We start from the raw sequence: 20,252 nt of genomic DNA, 5'->3' as shown, positions 1-20,252 counted from the left end.
GCTGCACTCACGCGTTTTCGGCCATCATCTCGAGGTATTCCTGCAGCCGCTGCACCGAATCGGCGAAATCTTCGGGCGCTGCCAGTGCCACCTCGGGCATGCCGCCGACCTCGATCGAGTTGAGGATGAGCACGTCCATGCTGTTGAAGTACTGCACCCACCAGACGTTCTTCAGGCGCGTGCTGGTGATCCGGCAGTTGCCGTAGCCGCGCGACAGGATCGACACCTCGCGGTGGCCGAGCCAGCCGTAGAGCGTGTCGAGGTCGGCCTCGCTGACCGGCAGCAGGCTCAGGTTGATCACGTGCGCACCTTGCCCCGGCCGCCAGGCAGCGGCCTGCATGCGGATTTCCTCGACCAGCGCCGGCGCGTTCATGCAGCCGACCGGGTAGTCGGGCGCGGCCAGTTCGCTGCCGGCGCAAGCGTTCATGGTCGCCGCGAGGACGTCGGGAATGGCGCCGGTCTGCAGGCGGTCGCTGAGGAAACGACCGTCGTCGGCGATTTCGAGCACGCGCCAGAAACCGGCGAAAGCAGTTTCCTGGACGCGCCAGTGACGCGGCGCGGTGGTGAAGGCGCTGACTTCGCCGAAACCGAGCGACTGGTTGATCAGGTCGCGAACCGCCGGGTCCAGGCCGAGCAGGTCGATGCTGGCCGCACCGTCGAGACCGCGCGCTGCCGCCTGGTCGACGAAATCGCCGAGCAGGCCGAGCACGGCGGCAACGGCATCGGGGGCGGCGCCGTCGGGCAGATAGGGCGCCGAAAAGGTCTGCATGCCTTGCGGCATGGCCAGGTAGGCCGGGCCGTCATCGTCCTGCGAACCGGGGCCGAGGGCAACGACGGGAATCGGGAAGGGACGTAAGGAAGCGGGATTCATGCGCAGGCTCCAGAGGTTCCGGCGTCACGCACCGGGATGGGAATCGGGCGCGGCCGGGCCGGGCCGGCGGCGAGGCGGGCGACTTCGTCGCGGTATTCCTGCCAGTCGCGGATGCCGTTGAGGCTGCCGAGATAATCGCCATCGCGCAGGAAAACGACCGCCGGCGCACGCGCCACGGCGAAGCGCTGCATCAGCGCGGCACTGGCTTCCGGACCGGCGACCAGGCGGGCGACGTCGGCGCCGAGGCCGTTCAGCGCTTCGGGCAAGATCACGCAGGCGTCGAGCACTTCCAGGTTGCGCTGCGGATCGTCGGTGAGCAGCAGGGCGGCCAGGCCGGCGGGAAATTGCGGAGCGTCGGCAGCGACGCGGACGAATCCGTGTTTCTGCTGCATCCGGGCAATGGCGCCTTCGAGGCGTTCGAGCGAGGTGGCGCCGGCTTTCAGTTCGAGCATCATGGGCAGGATGTCCTCAGGAATTCGGGGAGTTGGGGTTCGCGGTCGAGGTCGGCGAAGAAGGCGGACAGATCGGTCTCGCCGGCATTGACCGCGCTCAGCGCCGACAGTGCGGCATTGACGGCGGCGGCACGCTCGGCCGGAATGACCTCGCGGGCGGCGTCGAGAAAGCAGAGCAGCCAGGTGCCCGGCGGCTGCGCGCCGACCAGGCGGATGTCGATGCTGACCTCGCCGTCACGCCCCCGGCAGCGGGCGAAATGCTCGCCGCAGGCCAGCACCTCGACGGGTATGCCGAGGCACATCAGGCGGCTTCCGCGTTCAGGAAACGGGCGTCCCCCAGGCGATAGGCCTGGTCGGCCGGCGGCCGGCCGGCTTCGTAGACGTCCATGGCCAGCGCCCGGTCGGTGATCGCCTCGGCCGCGCCTTCGCGGATGCTGCCGACGACGCCCCAGCGTTCCAGCCAGTCGAGCGCCAGGTTCAGCGCCGGCACCATCTGCGCCTTGACCACGTCGCGCAGGCTGCCGCCGTAGTCCTCGAGCTCTTCGGGCTGGACGCCGATCAGCACCAGTTCGGCCGGCAGTTTGCCGGTCAACGCTGCGGCCGCCAGCACTTCCTGGAAACCGGTCTGGTGCAGGCTCATCTTCTTGGCGCCCATGAAACGCGGCACCTGGTCGCCGACCACCTCGCGCAGGTCGCCCGGCGTGTCGCCGTAATCGACCGCGTCGAAAACCAGCAGGCAGTCGGCCTCCTGCACGTAGGGCAGCAGGTAGAGCCCCTGCGTGCCGCCGTCCATGACCGTGACGTTGTCCGGGAAGCACCAGCCGGCGTTGAGCGCCTCGACGCAACGCACGCCGAAACCTTCGTCGGCCCACAGCAGGTTGCCGATGCCGAGTACGAGTATCCGTTTTTTCATCCGCTTGTTCTCGCTTTCCCCTGGGGAAAAATGCCCCGGGCAGCCAGGCTGACCGGGGCGAACCTAACGCAAGGTAAATCTTTGTCCGCTCAGTCCTTGAACATCCGCCAGCCACTGACCATGGTCGAGATCAACGACTGCCGGCTCATGATGTCTTCACGGATCGCCGCGTAGATATGCACGACCGCGAAGGTCATCATGATCCACATGCCCAGCCGGTGCAGGTTGTGTACCTGCATAGACCCGCCGAGCGCCGGAATGACCCAGCCGAACAGGCTGTCGGCCCAGCTGCCCAACCCGGTGCCTTCGCTGTACAGCGCGAAACCGGTGAGGACCATGCCGACCGACAACACGGTGAAGAAGAAGAACATCATCAGCTGCGCCATCGGGTTGTGGCCGACGTACTTTTTCGGCGTCTTCTCGAGGAAGAGATACCAGCGCAGTTCGAAGAAGACTTCGCTCCACCAGTCCCGGTTGGTGATCGGCAGCTTGAAGATCTGCCGCGCATGATGATTGCCGACCAGCGCCCAGTAGATGCGACCGAGCAGACCGATGGCGAAGATGTAGGCAGCGGCGAAATGGGCAAAGCGGATGTAGCCCATCAGGAAATTCTCCGCCGCCTCACCGGGCACGGATGGCAACGGCAGGCCGATGAAATAGCCGGTCACCGCCAGCACCACCATGCACAGCGCGTTGATCCAGTGCCACAGACGCACCGGCGCCTCATAGACATAGATCGAGCGTACCTGCCGGCCGTGCCGTTCGGCCTCCAGCATGTCCTGTTGTGAAAGCATGATTGCCTCCTTTCCGGACCGCTCAGCGGACCTTGACCGTCGTCATTTCCTGTCCGTCCGGGCTCATCACGTGCGTCGAGCAGGCCAGGCAGGGATCGAAGGAATGCAGCGTGCGCAGGATTTCCAGCGGCTCGTCGGCCTTGGCCACCGGAGTGTCCATCAGCGAGGCCTCGAACGCGCCGATCTGGCCCTTGTGGTCACGCGGACCGCCGTTCCAGGTGGTCGGCACGACGCACTGGTAGTTGTCGATCTTGGTGTCCTTGATCTTGATCCAGTGACCGAGCGCACCGCGCGGGGCTTCGGTGAAGCCGACGCCCTTGGCTTCCGTCGGCCAGGTCTTCGGTTCCCACTTGTCGATGTTCGCGGTATTCAGGTCGCCGGCCTTGAGGTTGGCCATCAGGCGGTCGAATTCGCGCGCCTGCAGCTTGACGCAGTAGGCCGTTTCCAGACCGCGCGCGGCGGTCCGGCCGAGCGTCGAGAACAGCGCGGTGACCGGCACGTCGAGGTGCTTGAGCGCGCCTTCGACCAGGCCGTGGATTTCCGGGTACTGCTTGGGCTGCAGGTAGCCGAGCACCATCCGCGGCAGGCAGCCGACTTCCATGGCGTGGCCACGCCAGCGCGGGGCCTTGATCCAGGAGTACTTGGCGCCTTCGTCGAGTTCCTTGATGTTGGTCTTGGTCCCCTTGGTGTTCGGGCCGAGCACAAAATTCGGTTCGGTGACACCGTCCCAGGGATGCAGACCGAGGTTCTCGTCCGGGTACTTGTACCAGCTGTGGGCGACGTATTCCTGAACCTGTTCCGGATCGCGCAGGTCGACCGGGTGGATCTCGTCGAGCTTGCCGTTGATGATCGCACCGCGCGGCAGCATCAGGTTGCCGGCCGAGTAGTCGTTGGCCTTGAGGGGCAGGTCGCCGTAGGACAGCAGGTTCTTCGACGACAGGCCGCCGCCGTACAACCAGCCCTTGTAGAAGGAGCCGATGGCGAGCAGGTCGGGGATGTAGACCTGTTCGACGAATTCGGTGCAGCGGTCGATGATGCTCTTGACCAGGTTCAGGCGCTCCATGTTGATGGCGCCGACGGCACCGGCGCCCTCCAGGTTGATCGCGCAGGGTACGCCGCCGACCAGCCAGTTCGGGTGCGGGTTCTTGCCGCCGAAGATGGTGTGCACCTTGACGATTTCCTTCTGGAAATCGAGGGCTTCGAGATAGTGGGTGACCGCCATCAGGTTGGCTTCCGGCGGCAGCTTGTACGCCGGATTACCCCAGTAGGCGTTGGCGAAGGGGCCGAGCTGGCCGGAATCGACGAACTTCTTCAGGCGATTCTGGATGTCGCGGAAGTAGCCCGGCGACGACAGCGGCCACGAGGAAATGCTCTGCGCCAGTTCCGAGGTCTTCTTCGGGTCGGCCTTCAGCGCCGAAATCACGTCGACCCAGTCGAGCGCGTGCAGGTGGTAGAAGTGCACCAGATGGTCGTGAATGTAGAGATTCAGCTGCATCAGGTTGCGGATGATGTTGGCGTTCTCGGGAATCTGGATGTTCAGCGCATCCTCGACCGCCCGCACCGAAGTCAGCGCATGGGTGCCGGTACACACGCCGCAGATGCGCTCGGTGAAGGCCCAGGCGTCGCGTGGATCGCGGCCCTTGAGGATGACTTCGAGACCGCGCCACATGGTGCCGGTGGACACGGCGTTGCGGATCACGTTGTTGCTGTCGAGGTTCACTTCCACGCGCAGGTGGCCCTCGATGCGGCAGACCGGGTCGACGACGACGCGCTTGCCGGAGTTGTCGAGCTTGAAGCCCTGGGTTTCGTAGGCGGCCATCTTACTTCTCTCCCTTCTCTTCTGCAGTCTCGCCGGCCTTCTGGCGGGCGCGGGCCAGCGCGGTCACGGCCGCGTGCGCGGCGATCGCCGCACCGACGGTACCGGCAGCCACCTTGCCGACGGTATCGGCGTTCGATTCGACACCAAAGGCGTTGATGTCGGTGACGCGGTCGTAGAAGCTGCCTTTGTCCCAGAAGCCGTCCTCGGAGCAGCCGATACAGCCGTGGCCGGATTGCACCGGCCAGCTGACGCCGCCGTTCCAGCGCATCGACGAGCAGGCGTTATAGGTGGTCGGCCCCTTGCAGCCCATCTTGTACAGGCAGTAGCCCTTGCGCGAACCCTCGTCGTCCCAGGCTTCGGCGAACTGGCCGGCGTCGAAGTGGCCACGGCGATAGCACTTGTCGTGGATGCGCTGGCCGTAGAACATCTTCGGCCGACCCTGGCGATCAAGCTCGGGAATGCGGTCGAAGGTCAGCATGTAGGTGACGACACCGGTCATCACTTCGGGGATCGGCGGGCAGCCCGGGACATTGATGATCGGCTTGCCGGAAATCACCTTGTGTACCGGCGTGGCGCGCGTCGGGTTCGGCTTGGCGGCCTGCACGCAGCCGTAGGAAGCGCAGGCCCCCCAGGAGATGATGGCCTTGGCGTCGGCACAGGTCTCGCGCAGCTTCTCGATGAAGGGACGACCGCCCTGGATGCAGAACATGCCGTCCTCGTTGAGCGGCGGATTGCCCTCGACGGCGACGATGTACTGGCCCTTGTACTTGCGCTTCACCTCTTCGAGGATTTCCTCGGCCTGGTGGCCGGCAGCGGCCATCAGCGTATCGTCGTAATCGAGCGACAGCATCGACAGCACGACATCCTTGGTCAGCGGGTGCGCCGAGCGGATGAAGGATTCGGTACAGCAGGTACATTCCAGCCCGTGCAACCACAGGACCGGCGTGCGCGGCTTGGTTTCCATGGCCTGCGCAATGCGCGGCGCGGCGGCGCTACCCAAGCCGAGCGAAGTCGCGGTCAGGCTGCAGAATTTCAGGAAGCTGCGCCGGGAAATTCCCTGGCGGCGCAGCACATCGTAAAAGGTTTCGGTCACAGCGCTTCCCCCCGTTGGTCAGAACTTGCGTGGCGATCGCATCGCAAGGCCTGTGCCATCGGAGGAGAAACCGGATTTACCCTTTCAAATCATCGAATTGACAAATGCATCGCGCGGAAAGCCCGAGCATCCGGACATTCAGGTGGAAACATGAAATCCATAAGTGGATATCTTGATTCCACCCATCCCGGATTGCCCCACCGCCGGAGCATTCGCCGCACTTGCGCTGGATCAAGACAGGGACCGTGCGCTTGACTACAATCGCGGCCATGCCCACCGTTGCCGACCTGATGACGCTGCACGCCGACAGCGTAGCCCCCGATGCCACGCTGGCGACTGCTGCCGCAATGATGATCCGGTCCCGGATCTCCTCGGTCGTGGTGGTCGACCGGGGACGCATTGCCGGCATCCTGACCGAGCGCGACATGCTGCACGCCATGCGCCAGCACGACGATTCCAGCCGCTCGGTACGGAAATTCATGACCGCACCGGTGCATACGGTCCGGCACGACACCGACGTCCGCGCCGCCTTCCGCCAGACCACGCGCCTGGGCATCCGCCACCTGGTCGTCACCGGCAACGACGACAGCCTACTCGGCATCGTCAGCGAAACCGATTTCCGGCGCTTCTTCGGGCTCGACTTCTATCGCCACCTGAACACCGTCGAAGGCCTCATGGAACGGGTCTTTCCCCGACTGCCGCGGACCGCGACCCTGAACCAGGCACTGGAGGCCATGGAAACCGCCAAGGCGACCAGCGTCGTCGTCATGGACGGCCCCCGGGCCTGCGGCATCGTCACCGAACGCGACGTGGTCCGGCTCTACCTCAACGAAGAGGGCAATCCGCCGCTCGAGGCGGTGATGACCCAGCCGCTGACCAGCGTTCGTCCCGAGACCTCGGCAGCCGATGCGGCGGCGATGATGCTGGAGGCCCGCATCCGCCACCTGACCGTGGTCGACCGCGACAACCGCCTGATCGGCCTGCTCACCGAGCACAGCCTGATCCGGCCGCTGGAAATGGACCTGCTCGACGAAGCGGTCAGCGAACAACGCGGCCTGCAGACGCGCTACGACGAAGCCCTGCTGATCCGCAACGCAGCCATGGCCGGCATGCTGCGCGGCGAACGCCTGGAAAACCTGCTCGAACTGGTCGTCCTGTCGGCCGAACACGAGGTTCCCGGCATCAAGTGCGCGATCATGCTGGCCAACCCGGACGGCAGGACCTTGCGCCTGGCGGCTGCGCCCAGCCTGCCCGAAGCCGCCCAGCAAATTCTGGCGACAGCGGAAATCGGCGAGGGCGTCGGCGTTTCCGGCACCGCCGCCTGGCGCCGTGGCGAAGCCTTCATCGAGGATGTATTTGCCCAACCGGAGGGCGAGCGTTACCGCGACTTCGCCCGCCTGTTCGGCGGCCGCTCGGGCTGGGCCGAGGCCCTGATCGGCCCGGATCAGACCTTGCTCGGCACGTTTGCCGCCTACCGAGAGAACAGCGGGCGCCTGCCCGAAAGCATCCGCGCCACGGTACATCAGGCCAGCCAGCTGGCCACCCTGCTGATTGCCCAGCAGCGCCAGTCGGCGGAATTGCAGAACAGCCGGAACACCTTCCACCAGTTGTTCGAAACCGTCGCCAATGCCTTGTTCGTGCTCGATGCCGACGGCTATTTCCTCGACGCCAACCAGGCCGCCGAGCAGATGTGCGGCTATCCCCGTGCCGAACTCCGCGGTCGCAAGCCGGACGACATGGCCGTCGCCGGCATGAATCCGCCCGGCGAAGTGGCCGCGGCCATCCGCGCAGCCGCCGCCGGTGAACCGCAAGCCATCGAATACTGGGGCCGCACACGCTCCGGCGAAATCACCCTGATCCGCGTCCAGATGACTGCCACCCGCTACGCCGGGCAAGCGGCAGTCATCGCCAGCGCCATCAATATCGGTGCCAGCCGTGCGGAAGAACTGCGCCTGGGCATCGAGCGCGACCTGGCCAACGCCCTGGCCGCCGGCAGCGACCATACCGGGCTGCTGGCCACCATGCTCGACCTGTCGCTGCGTTTCCCCGAATTCGATTGCGGCGGCATCTACTGGCAAGCGCCGGGCGGCGCTTACGAATTGCTCGCCCAGCGCGGTCTGTCCGAGCATTTCATCGAGCAGATCCGCTATTACCCGGCAGATTCCCGTCAGGCACGCCTGATCCAGGAGCACAAGGTCATCTGCAGTTGCCGGCACTGCTGCAGCCAGCACGAGGACTGCAGCCTGCTGGCGCCGGAGTACATCAGCGCGGAAGGCCTGCGCTGCCTGCTGATCCAGCCCATCGTCGTCGACGGTCAGGCAGTTGCCTGCCTCAACCTGGCCGGCCGCCATACCGAGCAGATTTCCGAGGCCAATTGCCAGGCGGTGCAGGCCATGGCCCGGCAATTCGCACTGGCGCTCGAACGCCAGGTCCTGGAGGAACGCCAGCGCCTGGCCGCCAGCGTTTTCGCCAACGCCCACGAAGGCATCATGATCACCGATGTCAGCGGCCGCATCGTCGAGGTCAACCCCACCTTCAGCGAACTGACCGGTTTCAGCCGGGACGAAGCCATCGGCCAGAACGCCGGCCTGCTCAACTCCGGTCACCACGACAGCGCCTTCTACCGCGAGATGTGGCATGCCATTCGCCATCACGGACACTGGCGCGGCGAAGTCTGGAACCGCAAGAAATCCGGCGAGATCTTCGTCGAACTGCTGACCATCTCCGCCGTCCGCAGCCCGGACTCGACGATCACGCACTTTGTCGGCATTTTTTCCGACATCACGGTGCTCAAGGAACACCAGCAGCGGCTCGAACACCTGGCGCATTTCGATGCCCTGACCCAGTTGCCCAACCGCATGCTGCTCGCCGACCGCCTGCAACTGGCCATGGCCCAGGCGGCACGCACGCACGGACTGTTGGCGGTCTGCTATCTCGACCTCGACGGTTTCAAGCCGGTCAACGACCAGTACGGCCATGCCGCCGGCGACCGCCTGCTGATCGAGGTCGGACAACGGCTCAAGAGTTGCGTGCGCGGCGGCGACACGGTTGCCCGCCTGGGTGGCGACGAATTCGTGCTGCTGCTGGCCGGGCTCGGCGACATCCACGAATGCGACCAGGCCCTGAACCGGATTGCCACGACCTTGACCCGCCCCTTTGCCGTTCCCGGCGGCGAGGCAAGCATTTCCGCCAGCATCGGCGTCACGCTTTACCCCAACGACGGCTCCGATGCCGATACCCTGCTGCGCCACGCCGACCAGGCCATGTACGTAGCCAAGCAGGCCGGACGCAACCGCCACCACCTGTTCGACCCGGAGAACGACCGGCGCGCCAGGCAGCGTCGGGAGGACATCACCCGTATCGGTGAAGCGCTCGCGAGCGGTGAATTCACCCTGCATTACCAGCCCAAGGTCGACATGCGCCAGGGCCGGGTGATCGGCGCCGAAGCCCTGATCCGCTGGCAACACCCGGAACGCGGCCTGCTGCTGCCGCAGGACTTCCTGCCGACGGTCGAAGGCAGCGAGCTGGCCATCGATCTCGGCAACTGGGTCATCCGCACCGCCCTCGATCAGCTTGCCCATTGGGCACAGGCCGGCCTCGATCTGGCGCTGAGCATCAATATTGCCGGCGAACATCTGCAGCACCCGGAATTTGCCGACATGCTGGCCGCCGAACTCGCCGCCCACCCCGAAGTGCTCCCCGAACGCCTTGAGCTGGAAGTCCTCGAAACCGCCGCCATCGAGGATGTCGGCCGGGCCGCCGAACTGTTCGAAACCTGCCGCAAACTCGGCGTCAGTTTCGCCCTCGACGACTTCGGCACCGGCTATTCCTCGCTGACCTATTTCCGCCGCCTGCCGGCCGAAATGCTCAAGATCGACCAGTCCTTCGTCCGTGACATGCTCGACGACCCGGAGGATCTGGCCATCGTCGAAGGCGTCATCGGCCTGACCCGGGCCTTCCGCCGCCAGGTGATCGCCGAAGGCGTGGAAAGCGTCGAACACGGACTGGTCCTGCTGCTACTCGGTTGCGACCTGGCCCAGGGCTTCGGCATCGCCCGCCCCATGCCGGCAAGCGAACTACCTGACTGGATCGGGAATTTCCGGCCCGACGACCTGTGGAGTTCAGCTTCGTCCTTTGCCTGGTCGCGCGAAGACCTGCCGCTGCTGATCGCCGAAGTCGACCACCGCCGCTGGCTGAAAACCCTGGACAGCCACCTGGCCGACGACAGCGGCCTGCTGCCGATCCCGGAACTGGACGAACGAGCCTGCGGTTTCGGCCGCTGGTATCACGGCGCCGGCACACGACGCTACGGACACATCCCGGTTTTCGCGCAGATCAACGCAACACATCACCGTCTGCACGAAATGGCCAGGCACATCCTCAACGCCAGACAGGCCGGCCTGCCCGAAGCCATCCCGGAGCTGCTGGAGAAACTCAGGGAAGCCAGCGGCGAACTGGCGCACCTGCTGCAGGAACTGCAGGCGGAAATCCTGCTCGGCGCTCAGACCAGAAGGCGGTAAGCCGGCGAATCCAGCCCGCGGACGGCGGCCAGCAGGGCATCGATGGCCTTCGGCCGGACGAAGCAGCTGCGCCAGGCCAGGGCCACCCGGCGCGACGGCTCGGGCGGCGTAAACGGGATGACGCTGATCATGTCGTTGCTGTAGGGATGCTGGAGCGCACCGTCGGGCAGCACTGACACCCCCAGACCCGACGCCACCATGCAGCGGATGGTGCCGATCGAGTGGCCGAGGCGGATGTCGGTTTCCGGACTGCTGACCTGCGGACAGGCGCCCAGCACCTGATCGCGAAAGCAGTTGCCGGCCTTGAGCAGCAGCACTTCGTCGCCGGCCACTTCCTCCGGCGCGATCGCCGAGCGCGTCTCCCAGACGTGGCCGCGCGGTACGATGACCTTGAACACCTCGTCGTAGAGGGGCCGGGTGAGTACGCCGGGCAGATCGAAGGGCAGGGCCAGGATGGCCACGTCGATATCGTTGTCGCGCAGCATGTCGGCCAGGTTGGCCGTCATGTTTTCCTCGATCACCAGCGGCATGTTGGGCGCCACCGCCTTGAGCGAGTGGATCAATTGCGGCAGCAGGTAGGGGCCGATGGTATGGATGACGCCAAGCCGCAACGTACCGTCGAGCTGGTCGCGGCCGCGCTGGGCGATCTGGCGAACTTTCTCGGCTTCCTCCAGCGCCAGTTGCGCCTGTTCGACGACCCGGGCACCGACCAGGCTGGGGCTGACGAAGCCCTTGCCCCGTTCGAACAACTGTACACCGAGCTCGTCTTCCAGGCGGGCGATGGCCACGCTGAGCGTCGGCTGACTGACCGAACAACGTTCGGCAGCACGGCTGAAATTCTTTTCCTGGGCAAGAGCCACGATGTAGCGCAATTCGGTCAAGGTCATCCGTTTCACATCCTCCGGGCATGGATCATACCCTCATCGCTTATAGGGTCTACCTATGACCACTATAGTTGAAACCCATGAAAAACATTGACTTGGATCAAACCTGGCATATCGAGCATCGGGACAATGACCTGACAACTTTTATCAACGAGGGAGAAACACGATGAAACATACCATTCTGTCGACAGCCGTCGCCCTGGTATCCGGCATCGCCATTCAGTCCGCTGCACTGGCTGCTGCCGACGAACCGATCCAGCCGATCAAGCCGCCGGCAAGCATCAACATCGGCATGGTCGAACTGGGCAAGAAGCTCTATTTCGATCCGCGCCTGTCCAAGTCCGGGATCATGTCCTGCAACACCTGCCACAACCTGTCGATGGGCGGTACCGACAACATCCCGACCTCGGTCGGTGACAAGTGGCAGCAAGGTCCGATCAACGCACCGACCGTACTCAACTCCAGCCTGAACCTGGCCCAGTTCTGGGACGGCCGCGCAGCCGACCTCAAGGCCCAGGCCGGCGGCCCGATCGCCAACCCGGGCGAAATGGCCTTCACGCACACCCTGGCCATCAACGTCCTCGAATCGATCCCGGCCTATGTCCGCGAGTTCAAGCTGGTCTTCGGCAAGGACAAGATCGACATCGACCAGGTCACCACCGCCATCGCCGAATTCGAAAAGACCCTGGTCACGCCGAACTCCCGCTTCGACCAGTGGCTGCTCGGCAACAAGACGGCACTGACCAAGGAAGAACAGGAAGGCTACAAGCTGTTCAAGGATGTCGGTTGCATCGCCTGCCACAACGGCGAGGCCGTCGGCGGCAATTCCTTCCAGAAGATGGGCCTGGTCGAGCCGTACAAGGGCAACATGCCTGACGGTCGCGCTGCAGTGACCGGCAAGGATGCCGACCGCTTCAACTTCAAGGTACCGACCCTGCGCAACGTCGAACTCACCTATCCGTACTTCCACGACGGTGCCGCCAACACGCTGACCGAAGCCGTCGACGTCATGGGCCGCCTGCAACTGGGCAAGAAGTTCACCAAGGACGAAAACGCCAAGATCGTCGCCTTCCTGAAGACCCTGACCGGCGACCAGCCGACCTTCATGCTGCCGATCCTGCCGCCGTCTTCGGATTCGACCCCGCGTCCGACGCCGTTCAACTGACCGGTCGTCCTACCTCTCTATTTTCGGGGGCTTCGGCCCCCGTTTTTTTCCTGTTTGATTCACCTCAATCTGTCGGTACACTTGCGCGTCCATAATCTGCACCTGATTTTCCCGGGTATCCAACATGCTGGAAGCTGACAATCTGGAATGCGTGCGCGGCGAGCGCCGCCTGTTCTCAGGCCTCGGCTTCACGCTGGACGCAGGCGAACTCCTTTACCTGCAGGGCCGCAACGGCGCCGGCAAGACCAGCCTGCTGCGCATGCTGATCGGGCTGCTGCCCCCGGAAACCGGCGAAATCCGCTGGCACGGCAAACCCATCCGCAAGCAGGCGGACGAGTACCACGCCGCCCTTTGTTACCTCGGCCACCTGAACGCCATCAAAGAAGAATTGACGCCGCTCGAGAACCTGCTCGCCGCCGCCCGCCTAGCCGGCGAAGCCTTGTCCGAGGACGATGCCATCGACGCACTCGAACAGGTCGGTCTCGCCGGGCGCGAGGACCTGGCCTGCAAATACCTGTCGCAAGGCCAGAAACGCCGGGTGGCACTGGCCCGCCTGGTGATCGACCGGCGGCCGCTGTGGATCCTCGACGAACCCTTCGTCGCCCTCGACGTCGCCGCCGTCGACTGGCTGGCCGGCATCATCTCCGGCCACCTGCAACGCGGCGGCATGGCTGTGATGACCACCCACCAGCCGGTTGCCATTCCCGCCGGCACGGTCCGCGAACTACGCATCGGCTGAGAACGGAATCCATGTCCAACATCGTCTTCTCCGTCATTGCCCGCGACCTGAAACTGGCCATGCGCCGCCAGGCCGACATCGTCTCGGCGCTGTTCTTCTTCATCATCGTCGTCAGCCTGTTCCCGCTCGGCATCGGCCCCGAACTCGACCTGCTGCGCCAGCTCGCCCCCGGCGTGCTATGGGTCGCGGCATTGCTGGCAACCATGCTGTCGCTGCCCCGGCTGTTCGCCGACGATCATCGCGACGGCACACTCGAACAACTGGCGCTGTCGCCACACCCGCTTGGCCTGGTGGTTACCGGGAAAGTAATCGCTCACTGGCTGGTTTCCGGCCTGCCGCTGGCCCTGATCGCGCCCGTCCTCGGTATCCAGTTCGACCTTTCCGGCGAAGCCCTGCTCGTGCTCACCGGCGCCATCCTGCTCGGCACGCCGGCGCTGTCCGGCATCGGCGCCATCGGCGCAGCGCTGACGCTGGGCCTGCGCGGCGGCGGTGTACTTTTGTCCTTACTTGTTCTCCCGCTCTACATTCCGGTGCTAATATTCGGGGCTGGCGCAGTTGACGCGACGGTGTCCGGTCTCGGGGGGGAAGGACATCTATCACTGCTCGCTGCAATGACCATCGCTGCAATCGGTTTCGCCCCCTGGGCGTCGGCTGCGGCCCTGAAGATCGCCCTCGAATGAACGACCGCTTCAACCTCTACCGCTTCTCGTCTCCGGCCACCTTCTACCCGCTGGCCGGGAAAATGATCCCCTGGTTCATCGCCGCCGGCACCCTGTTCGGGCTGGCCGGCCTGTACATCGGCATGCTCGTCGCGCCGACCGACTTCCAGCAGGGCGAGGGCTACCGGATCATCTTCGTGCATGTCCCGACCTCATGGATGAGCATGTTCATCTATCTGGTGATGGCCTTCTGGGCCGCCATCGGGCTGGCCTTCAACACCCGCCTGTCGGGCATGATGGCGCAGGCCCTGGCCCCGACCGGCGCGCTGATGGCCTTCCTCTCGCTATGGACCGGCGCGCTGTGGGGCAAGCCGATGTGGGGCACCTGGTGGGTCTGGGATGCCCGCCTGACTTCGGAACTGATCCTGCTCTTCCTCTACATCGGCTACATGGCGCTGGTCGCCGCCATCGACGACGCCCGCCGCGCCGACAAGGCCGGCGGCATCCTGCTGCTGGTCGGCGTGGTCAATATTCCCATCATCTATTTCTCGGTGAAGTGGTGGAACACCCTGCACCAAGGCTCCAGCGTCAACCTGACCAAGTCGTCGATGGCCGAAATCATGCTCTGGGGCATGTTGCTGATGGCCCTGGCCTTCTGGATGTATTCGATCGCCGTGGCCCTGGCCCGGGTGCGCACCATCATTCTTGAACGGGAGTGCCATACCGACTGGGTCCGGGCCGAACTGACGGGAGGCAAGGCATGATCCACTGGAACAGTTTTTCCGATTTCCTCGCCATGGGTGGTTACGGGCTCTACGTCTGGGGCTCCTTTGGCGTCACGGCACTGATCATGGTGATCGAACCGATCGCCGTCGCGCGCCAGCGCAAGACCACCGTCGCCCGTCTGAAGCGCCAGTTGCGCGCAGAATCCCGGAGTACCGAAGCATGAAGTCACGCCACAAGAAACTCGCCCTGATCGGCGGGGCGATCGCGCTCGTCGGCATCATCGCCGCGCTGGTGCTGAACGCCCTGAACAGCAACATCGCGCTGTACATCTCGCCGACCGACGTCGCCCAGGGTAAAGCCCCGCAGGAGAAGCTGTTCCGCATCGGCGGGCTGGTCAAGGAAGGCAGCATCCAGCGCCAGGCCGACGGCGTGACCATCCGCTTCGCCATCACCGATTCGGAATCCGACATCACGGTCGACTACGTCGGCATCCTTCCCGACCTGTTCATGGAAGGCAAGGGCGCCGTCGCCCAGGGCCGCCTGCTGCCGGATGGCACGTTCAAGGCCCAGGAAGTGCTGGCCAAGCACGACGAAAACTACATGCCGCCGGAAGCCGCCAAGGCGCTCAACGACGCCCATGTCCGCGGCGTCCAACGTCAGGCCGAAGAAGAAGCGGCCAAGGCAGCACAACCGAAAGCGAGCTACTGAGCATGATTCCCGAACTTGGCCATTTCGCCCTGATCTTCTCCGCCATCGTCGCCCTGCTGCTCGGCACCCTGCCGCTGATCGGCGCCCATCAGGGCCGTCCGGCCTGGATTGCGCTGGCCCGCCCGGCCACCGACGTATTCGCGCTGCTGGTCACCTTCTCCTTCCTGTGCCTGACCTGGGCTTTCGTCGCCAACGACTTCTCGGTGGTCTATGTCGCCCAGCATTCGAATACCCTGCTGCCGATCGAGTACCGCATCTCGGCCGTCTGGGGCGGCCATGAAGGCTCGCTGCTGCTGTGGATGCTGATGATGTCCTGGTGGGCCCTGGCGGTCCGTCTGTTCTCCAAGCAACTGCCGGAGGTCATGCTGGCCCGCGTGCTCGGTACGCTCGGCCTGGTCTGTTTCGGCTTCCTGCTGTTCATCCTGTTCACCTCCAATCCCTTCGAACGCCTGCTGCCCGGCGTGGCCGAAGGACGCGACCTCAACCCGCTGCTGCAGGATCCCGGCCTGATCATCCACCCGCCGCTGCTGTACATGGGTTACGTCGGCTTCTCGGTCGCCTACGCCTTCGCCATCGCCGCACTGCTCTCGGGCAAGCTCGACGCCGCCTGGGCGCGCTGGTCGCGGCCATGGACGACGGCCGCCTGGGTGTTCCTGACCCTGGGTATCGCCATGGGTTCGTGGTGGGCCTATTACGAACTGGGCTGGGGCGGCTGGTGGTTCTGGGATCCGGTCGAAAACGCCTCGTTCATGCCCTGGCTGATCGGTACCGCGCTGATGCACTCGCTGGCGGCTACCGAAAAACGCGGCAGCTTCAAGAACTGGACGGTGCTGCTGGCCATTTCCGCCTTCTCGCTGTCGCTGCTCGGCACCTTCCTGGTCCGTTCCGGCGTGCTGACCTCGGTGCATGCCTTCGCCACCGACCCGACCCGCGGCATCTTCATCCTGATCTTCCTGGTCGCCGTCGTCGGCACCTCGCTCGCCCTGTTCGCCTGGCGCGCGCCGTCGGTCGGCCTGGGCGGCAAGTTCGGCCTGGTCTCCCGCGAATCGCTGCTGCTGACCAACAACGTCCTGCTCGTCGTTTCCTGCGCCACCGTCCTGCTCGGCACACTCTACCCGCTGCTGATCGACGCGCTCGGCCTGGGCAAGATTTCGGTCGGCCCACCGTACTTCGATGCGGTCTTCGTCCCGGTCATGGTCCCGGTCCTCTTCCTGATGGGGATCGCGCCCTTCGCCCGCTGGAAGGAAGCCTCGCTGCCGGAAATCCAGCGTGCGGTACGCTGGGCGCTGGGCGCCGCCGCCATTGTCGCCATCGCCCTGCCGCTGATTTACGGCGAATGGAAGACCCTGACCGCGCTCGGCATCCTGCTCGCTGCCTGGATCCTGTTCACCGCCGGCTTGAATTTCTTCCAGCGGGTCAGCGCCACCCGCGGCGAGCGCAGCCTGCTCGCTTCGGTCTTCAGCCAGCCGGCCAGCTTCACCGGCATGCATCTGGCACACATCGGTGTCGCCGTCTTCGTCGTCGGTGTCGCCATGGTCTCGTCCTATGAGGAGGAAAAGGACGTCAAGATGGCGCCGGGTGAAACCGTCGAGGTCAGCGGCTACAGCTTCACCTTCAACGGCGTGCAGGCGGTCCAGGGGCCGAATTACCAGGCCGCGCAAGGCGAATTCGACCTGTCCATGGACGGCCGCTTCATCCGCAAGCTGAACCCGGAAAAGCGCAACTACTTCTCGTCGTCGATGCCGATGACCGAAGCCGCCATCGATGCCGGCCTGTGGCGCGACGTCTACGTCTCGCTGGGTGAGCCGATCAACCCCGACCAACCGGAAGGCGAATGGGCCGTCCGCGTCTATTACAAACCCTTCGTCGACTGGATCTGGGGCGGCTGCGTGATCATGTCGCTGGGCGGCCTGATCGCCATGTTCGACCGTCGTTATCGCAGCCGGCGCAAGGCGGGAGGCAAGCAGGCATGAATCGTTATTTCTGGGTACTCGGTGCCTTCATCGCACTGGTCGTGCTGCTCGCCGTCGGCCTCAGCCTCAACCCCCGCGAAGTGCCGTCGCCGCTGGTCGGCAAGCCGGCACCGGCATTCCGCCTGGCCGTGCTTGGCCAGGATGGCCAGACCATGGGCCCGGAAGACCTCAAGGGCAAGGTCTGGCTGCTCAACGTGTGGGCCTCATGGTGCGTCTCCTGCCGCCAGGAACACCCGGTGCTGGTCGACTTCGCCCGGCGCGGCAACGGCACGCCGATCGTCGGCCTGAATTACAAGGAACTGCGCGGCGACGGCGCCATCGACATGCGCCGCGTTCCGGCCGAACAGGAAGTGCCGCTCGCCCTGGAACGTGCCAGCGGCTGGCTGAAGACGCACGGCGACCCCTACCTGCTGACGGTCATGGACATCGACGGCCGGGTCGGTATCGACTACGGCGTCTATGGCGTGCCGGAAACCTATGTCATCGACAAGACCGGAATCATCCGCATGAAGCATACCGGACCGGTCAGTCCGCAGATCCTCAACGACAAGATCCTGCCCCTGGTCGCGGAGCTGAACAAATGAAGCCTTTCCTTTCCAGCCTCTTTCTGGTCCTCGGCCTGATCGCCGGACCGGCCTTTGCTTCTGCCACCAACGAAGCGGCACTGGCCGAAGACCCGGTTGCGGAGAAGCGCCTGCAGGAACTGTCCAAGGAACTGCGTTGCCTGGTCTGCCAGAACGAGACGATTGCCGATTCCAATGCCGAGTTGGCCGTCGACCTGCGTCGCGAAATCCGCGGCATGATCCGCGACGGACGCTCCGACAACGAAATCCTCGATTTCATGGTCACCCGCTACGGCGACTTCGTGCTCTACCGGCCGCCGGTCAAAGGCATCACGCTGCTGCTCTGGATCGGCCCGCTGGCGCTGCTGCTGATCGGCATCCTCGCCATGCGCAGCTATCTGAAACGTCGCAGCACCCAGGTGGCCAACGCCAGCCGTCCGCTCTCCGCCGATGAAACCCGGCGTGCGGAAACCCTGCTCAAGGAAATGAACGACAAATGACCCAGTTCGCCATCTACGCTGCCCTGGTCGTCTTCGCGGCCCTTGTGCTGCTACTGCCCGTGCTCTGGTTCGGCAAGCGCAACAAAGCCACCGCCGCCGACCGCAAGGAGGCCAATCTGGCCATCTTCCGCGACCAGCTTGCCGACCTTGAGCGCGAATTCAAGGAAGAAGTCATCTCGCAGGAGGAGTTCGAACAGGCGCACACCGAATTGAAGCGACGCCTGCTCGAGGAAGTCGATGGGGAAACCGACGACCGGGCGGCAGCCTGGCGCCCGACCAGCCGGCCGACGGCCGTTGCGCTGCTTCTGCTGCTACCCCTGGCGGCCATTCTCGGCTATCTGTTGCTGGGCAACCCGAAGGCACTGGACCCGGCCAATACCGCGCCGCAGAAGCAGATGACCGCGGACGACATCAATGCCATGGTAGCCAGACTGGCGGCCCGCATGGAAACCAACCCGGACGACCTGAACGGTTGGGCCATGCTCGGTCGTTCGTACAAGATGCTGGGCCGTTACGACGAGGCCGTGGCCGCCTACGGCAAAGCCGAGACCCTGATCGATCAGGATCCGGAACTGCTCGCCAGCTATGCGGAAACCCTGGCCATGGCCAGCGGCAAGGGCCTGACCGGCAAGGCCAAGGAACAGATCGACAAGGCCCTCAAACTCGATCCCAAGCACGCCCACACCCTGTTCCTGGCCGGCGCCGCCGCCATGGAAGCGGGCGATGCGAAAAACGCCATCGCCTACTGGGAAGCCCTGCTGCCTCAGGTCGAGCCGGGTTCCGAGCTGGACCAGATGCTGCGCGCCGGGATCGAGCAGATGAAACAGGCGAAGTGATGTCTCCGCGCCGGGAAGGCGGTATGCTTGCAAGAAAAGCTTACCGCCCAAACAACCGGAGACTCACGCATGACCCAGGAAAAATTCCGCCTCGTCACCCGCAGCGACTTTGACGGCCTCGTCTGCGCCGTCCTGCTGAACGAACTCGACCTGATCGACGACATCAAGTTCGTTCACCCCAAGGACATGCAGGATGGCAAGGTGGACATCACCGGCCGCGACATCACCACCAACCTGCCCTACGTCCCCGCGGCGCATCTGGCGTTCGACCACCACCTGTCGGAAACCATCCGCAACACCGGCGAGCGCAAGAACCACATCATCCATCCGGAAGCCCCGTCGGCAGCCCGTGTCGTCTACGACTACTACGGCGGCAAGAAAGCCTTCCCGCGGATCAGCGACGCGATGATGGAAGCCGTCGACAAGGCCGACGCCGCCCAGTTCTCGCGCGAGGAAATCCTCGAACCGGCCGACTGGGTGCTGCTCAACTACCTGATGGACGCACGTACCGGCCTCGGCCGTTTCCGCGAATTCCGCATCAGCAACTACGCGCTGATGATGGACCTGATCAAGTACTGCCGCGATCACGATATCGCCGACATCCTGGCGCTCCCCGACGTGCGCGAACGCGTCGACCTGTACTTCGAGCATGCCGACAAGGCCAAGGAACAGATCCAGCGCTGCGCCAGGGTGTACGGCAACCTGGTCGTCCTCGACCTGCGCAACGAGGAAACGATCTACGCCACCAACCGTTTCACCATCTACGCCATGTTCCCGCAGACCAACATCTCGATCCACGTGATGTGGGGCATGCAGAAGCAGAACACGGTATTCGCCACCGGCAAATCCATCCTCGACCGCAGCAGCAAGACCAATGTCGGCGAACTGATGCTGCAGTACGGCGGCGGCGGCCATCAGGCGGCCGGCACCTGTCAGGTTGCCAACGACCAGGCAGAAACGACCTTGCAGGCCTTGATCGCCCGGATCAACGCCGACGGCTGAACCCCGTGCATTGCGCCGAACGCCGGCGCAAGCGC

At 64.6% G+C, this 20,252-nt stretch carries 20 protein-coding genes; 12 read left to right on the top strand and 8 right to left on the bottom strand.

Features of this window, described 5'->3' with window-relative positions; translation table 11 throughout:
- Window positions 1-7: 7 nt before the first annotated feature.
- The 7 genes from Q0799_RS04080 to Q0799_RS04050 form a co-directional block, all read right to left on the bottom strand.
- Window positions 8-871 (bottom strand): hydrogenase expression/formation protein, encoded by an 864-nt coding sequence (locus Q0799_RS04080; RefSeq protein WP_298394565.1) that lies wholly within the window; start codon window positions 869-871, stop codon window positions 8-10.
- Window positions 868-1,326, bottom strand: coding sequence for a hypothetical protein (locus Q0799_RS04075; RefSeq protein ID WP_051295202.1), 459 nt, complete (start codon window positions 1,324-1,326; stop codon window positions 868-870). The genes Q0799_RS04080 and Q0799_RS04075 overlap by 4 nt, the downstream gene beginning before the upstream one ends.
- Window positions 1,323-1,625: a HypC/HybG/HupF family hydrogenase formation chaperone gene (hypC, locus tag Q0799_RS04070; protein ID WP_298394557.1), complete on the bottom strand. Its 303-nt coding sequence runs from the start codon at window positions 1,623-1,625 to the stop codon at window positions 1,323-1,325. Before hypC ends, Q0799_RS04075 begins: the two co-directional genes overlap by 4 nt.
- Window positions 1,625-2,236, bottom strand: a complete 612-nt coding sequence (locus Q0799_RS04065; RefSeq protein ID WP_281981583.1) for a HyaD/HybD family hydrogenase maturation endopeptidase — start codon at window positions 2,234-2,236, stop codon at window positions 1,625-1,627. The genes hypC and Q0799_RS04065 overlap by 1 nt, the downstream gene beginning before the upstream one ends.
- 89 nt (window positions 2,237-2,325) lie before the next feature.
- Window positions 2,326-3,030, bottom strand: a complete 705-nt coding sequence (cybH, locus tag Q0799_RS04060; protein ID WP_298394552.1) for a Ni/Fe-hydrogenase, b-type cytochrome subunit — start codon at window positions 3,028-3,030, stop codon at window positions 2,326-2,328.
- A 22-nt stretch (window positions 3,031-3,052) separates the two neighbouring features.
- Complete coding sequence (locus Q0799_RS04055) at window positions 3,053-4,849, bottom strand: nickel-dependent hydrogenase large subunit (protein WP_298394549.1); 1,797 nt, start codon at window positions 4,847-4,849, stop codon at window positions 3,053-3,055.
- 1 nt (window position 4,850) lies between these two features.
- Window positions 4,851-5,942: a hydrogenase small subunit gene (locus Q0799_RS04050; RefSeq protein ID WP_298394546.1), complete on the bottom strand. Its 1,092-nt coding sequence runs from the start codon at window positions 5,940-5,942 to the stop codon at window positions 4,851-4,853.
- 251 nt (window positions 5,943-6,193) lie between these two features.
- Between Q0799_RS04050 and Q0799_RS04045 the strand changes: the two genes are divergently transcribed.
- Entirely contained in the window at window positions 6,194-10,462 is a 4,269-nt protein-coding gene (locus Q0799_RS04045; RefSeq protein ID WP_298394543.1) for an EAL domain-containing protein, read from the top strand.
- Here Q0799_RS04045 and Q0799_RS04040 read toward each other — a convergent pair.
- Complete coding sequence (locus Q0799_RS04040) at window positions 10,444-11,349, bottom strand: hydrogen peroxide-inducible genes activator (RefSeq protein ID WP_298394540.1); 906 nt, start codon at window positions 11,347-11,349, stop codon at window positions 10,444-10,446. The two genes, Q0799_RS04045 and Q0799_RS04040, sit on opposite strands and share 19 nt — an antisense overlap.
- Window positions 11,350-11,512: 163 nt before the next feature.
- Between Q0799_RS04040 and Q0799_RS04035 the strand changes: the two genes are divergently transcribed.
- The 11 genes from Q0799_RS04035 (at window position 11,513) to Q0799_RS03985 (ending at window position 20,217) form a co-directional block, all read left to right on the top strand.
- Window positions 11,513-12,511, top strand: coding sequence for a cytochrome-c peroxidase (locus Q0799_RS04035; RefSeq protein WP_298394538.1), 999 nt, complete (start codon window positions 11,513-11,515; stop codon window positions 12,509-12,511).
- 124 nt (window positions 12,512-12,635) lie between these two features.
- A complete protein-coding gene (gene ccmA / locus Q0799_RS04030; protein ID WP_028993719.1) occupies window positions 12,636-13,250 on the top strand; it encodes a cytochrome c biogenesis heme-transporting ATPase CcmA in 615 nt (204 codons plus the stop codon).
- 11 nt (window positions 13,251-13,261) lie between these two features.
- Complete coding sequence (gene ccmB / locus Q0799_RS04025) at window positions 13,262-13,930, top strand: heme exporter protein CcmB (protein WP_028993720.1); 669 nt, start codon at window positions 13,262-13,264, stop codon at window positions 13,928-13,930.
- Entirely contained in the window at window positions 13,927-14,673 is a 747-nt protein-coding gene (ccmC, locus tag Q0799_RS04020) for a heme ABC transporter permease CcmC (protein ID WP_298394531.1), read from the top strand. The genes ccmB and ccmC overlap by 4 nt, the downstream gene beginning before the upstream one ends.
- On the top strand, window positions 14,670-14,858 hold the full coding sequence (gene ccmD, locus Q0799_RS04015) for a heme exporter protein CcmD (protein ID WP_298394528.1): 189 nt from the start codon (window positions 14,670-14,672) through the stop codon (window positions 14,856-14,858). The genes ccmC and ccmD overlap by 4 nt, the downstream gene beginning before the upstream one ends.
- Window positions 14,855-15,343 (top strand): cytochrome c maturation protein CcmE, encoded by a 489-nt coding sequence (gene ccmE / locus Q0799_RS04010; RefSeq protein WP_298394525.1) that lies wholly within the window; start codon window positions 14,855-14,857, stop codon window positions 15,341-15,343. The genes ccmD and ccmE overlap by 4 nt, the downstream gene beginning before the upstream one ends.
- A gap of 2 nt (window positions 15,344-15,345) precedes the next feature.
- Window positions 15,346-17,316 (top strand): heme lyase CcmF/NrfE family subunit, encoded by a 1,971-nt coding sequence (locus Q0799_RS04005; RefSeq protein WP_298394522.1) that lies wholly within the window; start codon window positions 15,346-15,348, stop codon window positions 17,314-17,316.
- Window positions 17,313-17,900, top strand: a complete 588-nt coding sequence (locus Q0799_RS04000) for a DsbE family thiol:disulfide interchange protein (RefSeq protein ID WP_298394519.1) — start codon at window positions 17,313-17,315, stop codon at window positions 17,898-17,900. Before Q0799_RS04005 ends, Q0799_RS04000 begins: the two co-directional genes overlap by 4 nt.
- Complete coding sequence (locus Q0799_RS03995; RefSeq protein ID WP_298394516.1) at window positions 17,897-18,379, top strand: cytochrome c-type biogenesis protein; 483 nt, start codon at window positions 17,897-17,899, stop codon at window positions 18,377-18,379. Before Q0799_RS04000 ends, Q0799_RS03995 begins: the two co-directional genes overlap by 4 nt.
- Entirely contained in the window at window positions 18,376-19,215 is an 840-nt protein-coding gene (ccmI, locus tag Q0799_RS03990; RefSeq protein ID WP_298394513.1) for a c-type cytochrome biogenesis protein CcmI, read from the top strand. The genes Q0799_RS03995 and ccmI overlap by 4 nt, the downstream gene beginning before the upstream one ends.
- A gap of 69 nt (window positions 19,216-19,284) precedes the next feature.
- On the top strand, window positions 19,285-20,217 hold the full coding sequence (locus Q0799_RS03985) for an exopolyphosphatase (protein WP_298394511.1): 933 nt from the start codon (window positions 19,285-19,287) through the stop codon (window positions 20,215-20,217).
- Window positions 20,218-20,252 lie beyond the last annotated feature (35 nt).

This window comes from uncultured Azonexus sp., from assembly GCF_937982035.1.
Lineage (GTDB): Bacteria > Pseudomonadota > Gammaproteobacteria > Burkholderiales > Rhodocyclaceae > Azonexus.
Note: the sequence above shows the minus strand (reverse complement) of the source record. Positions and strands in the feature narration are given on the sequence as shown.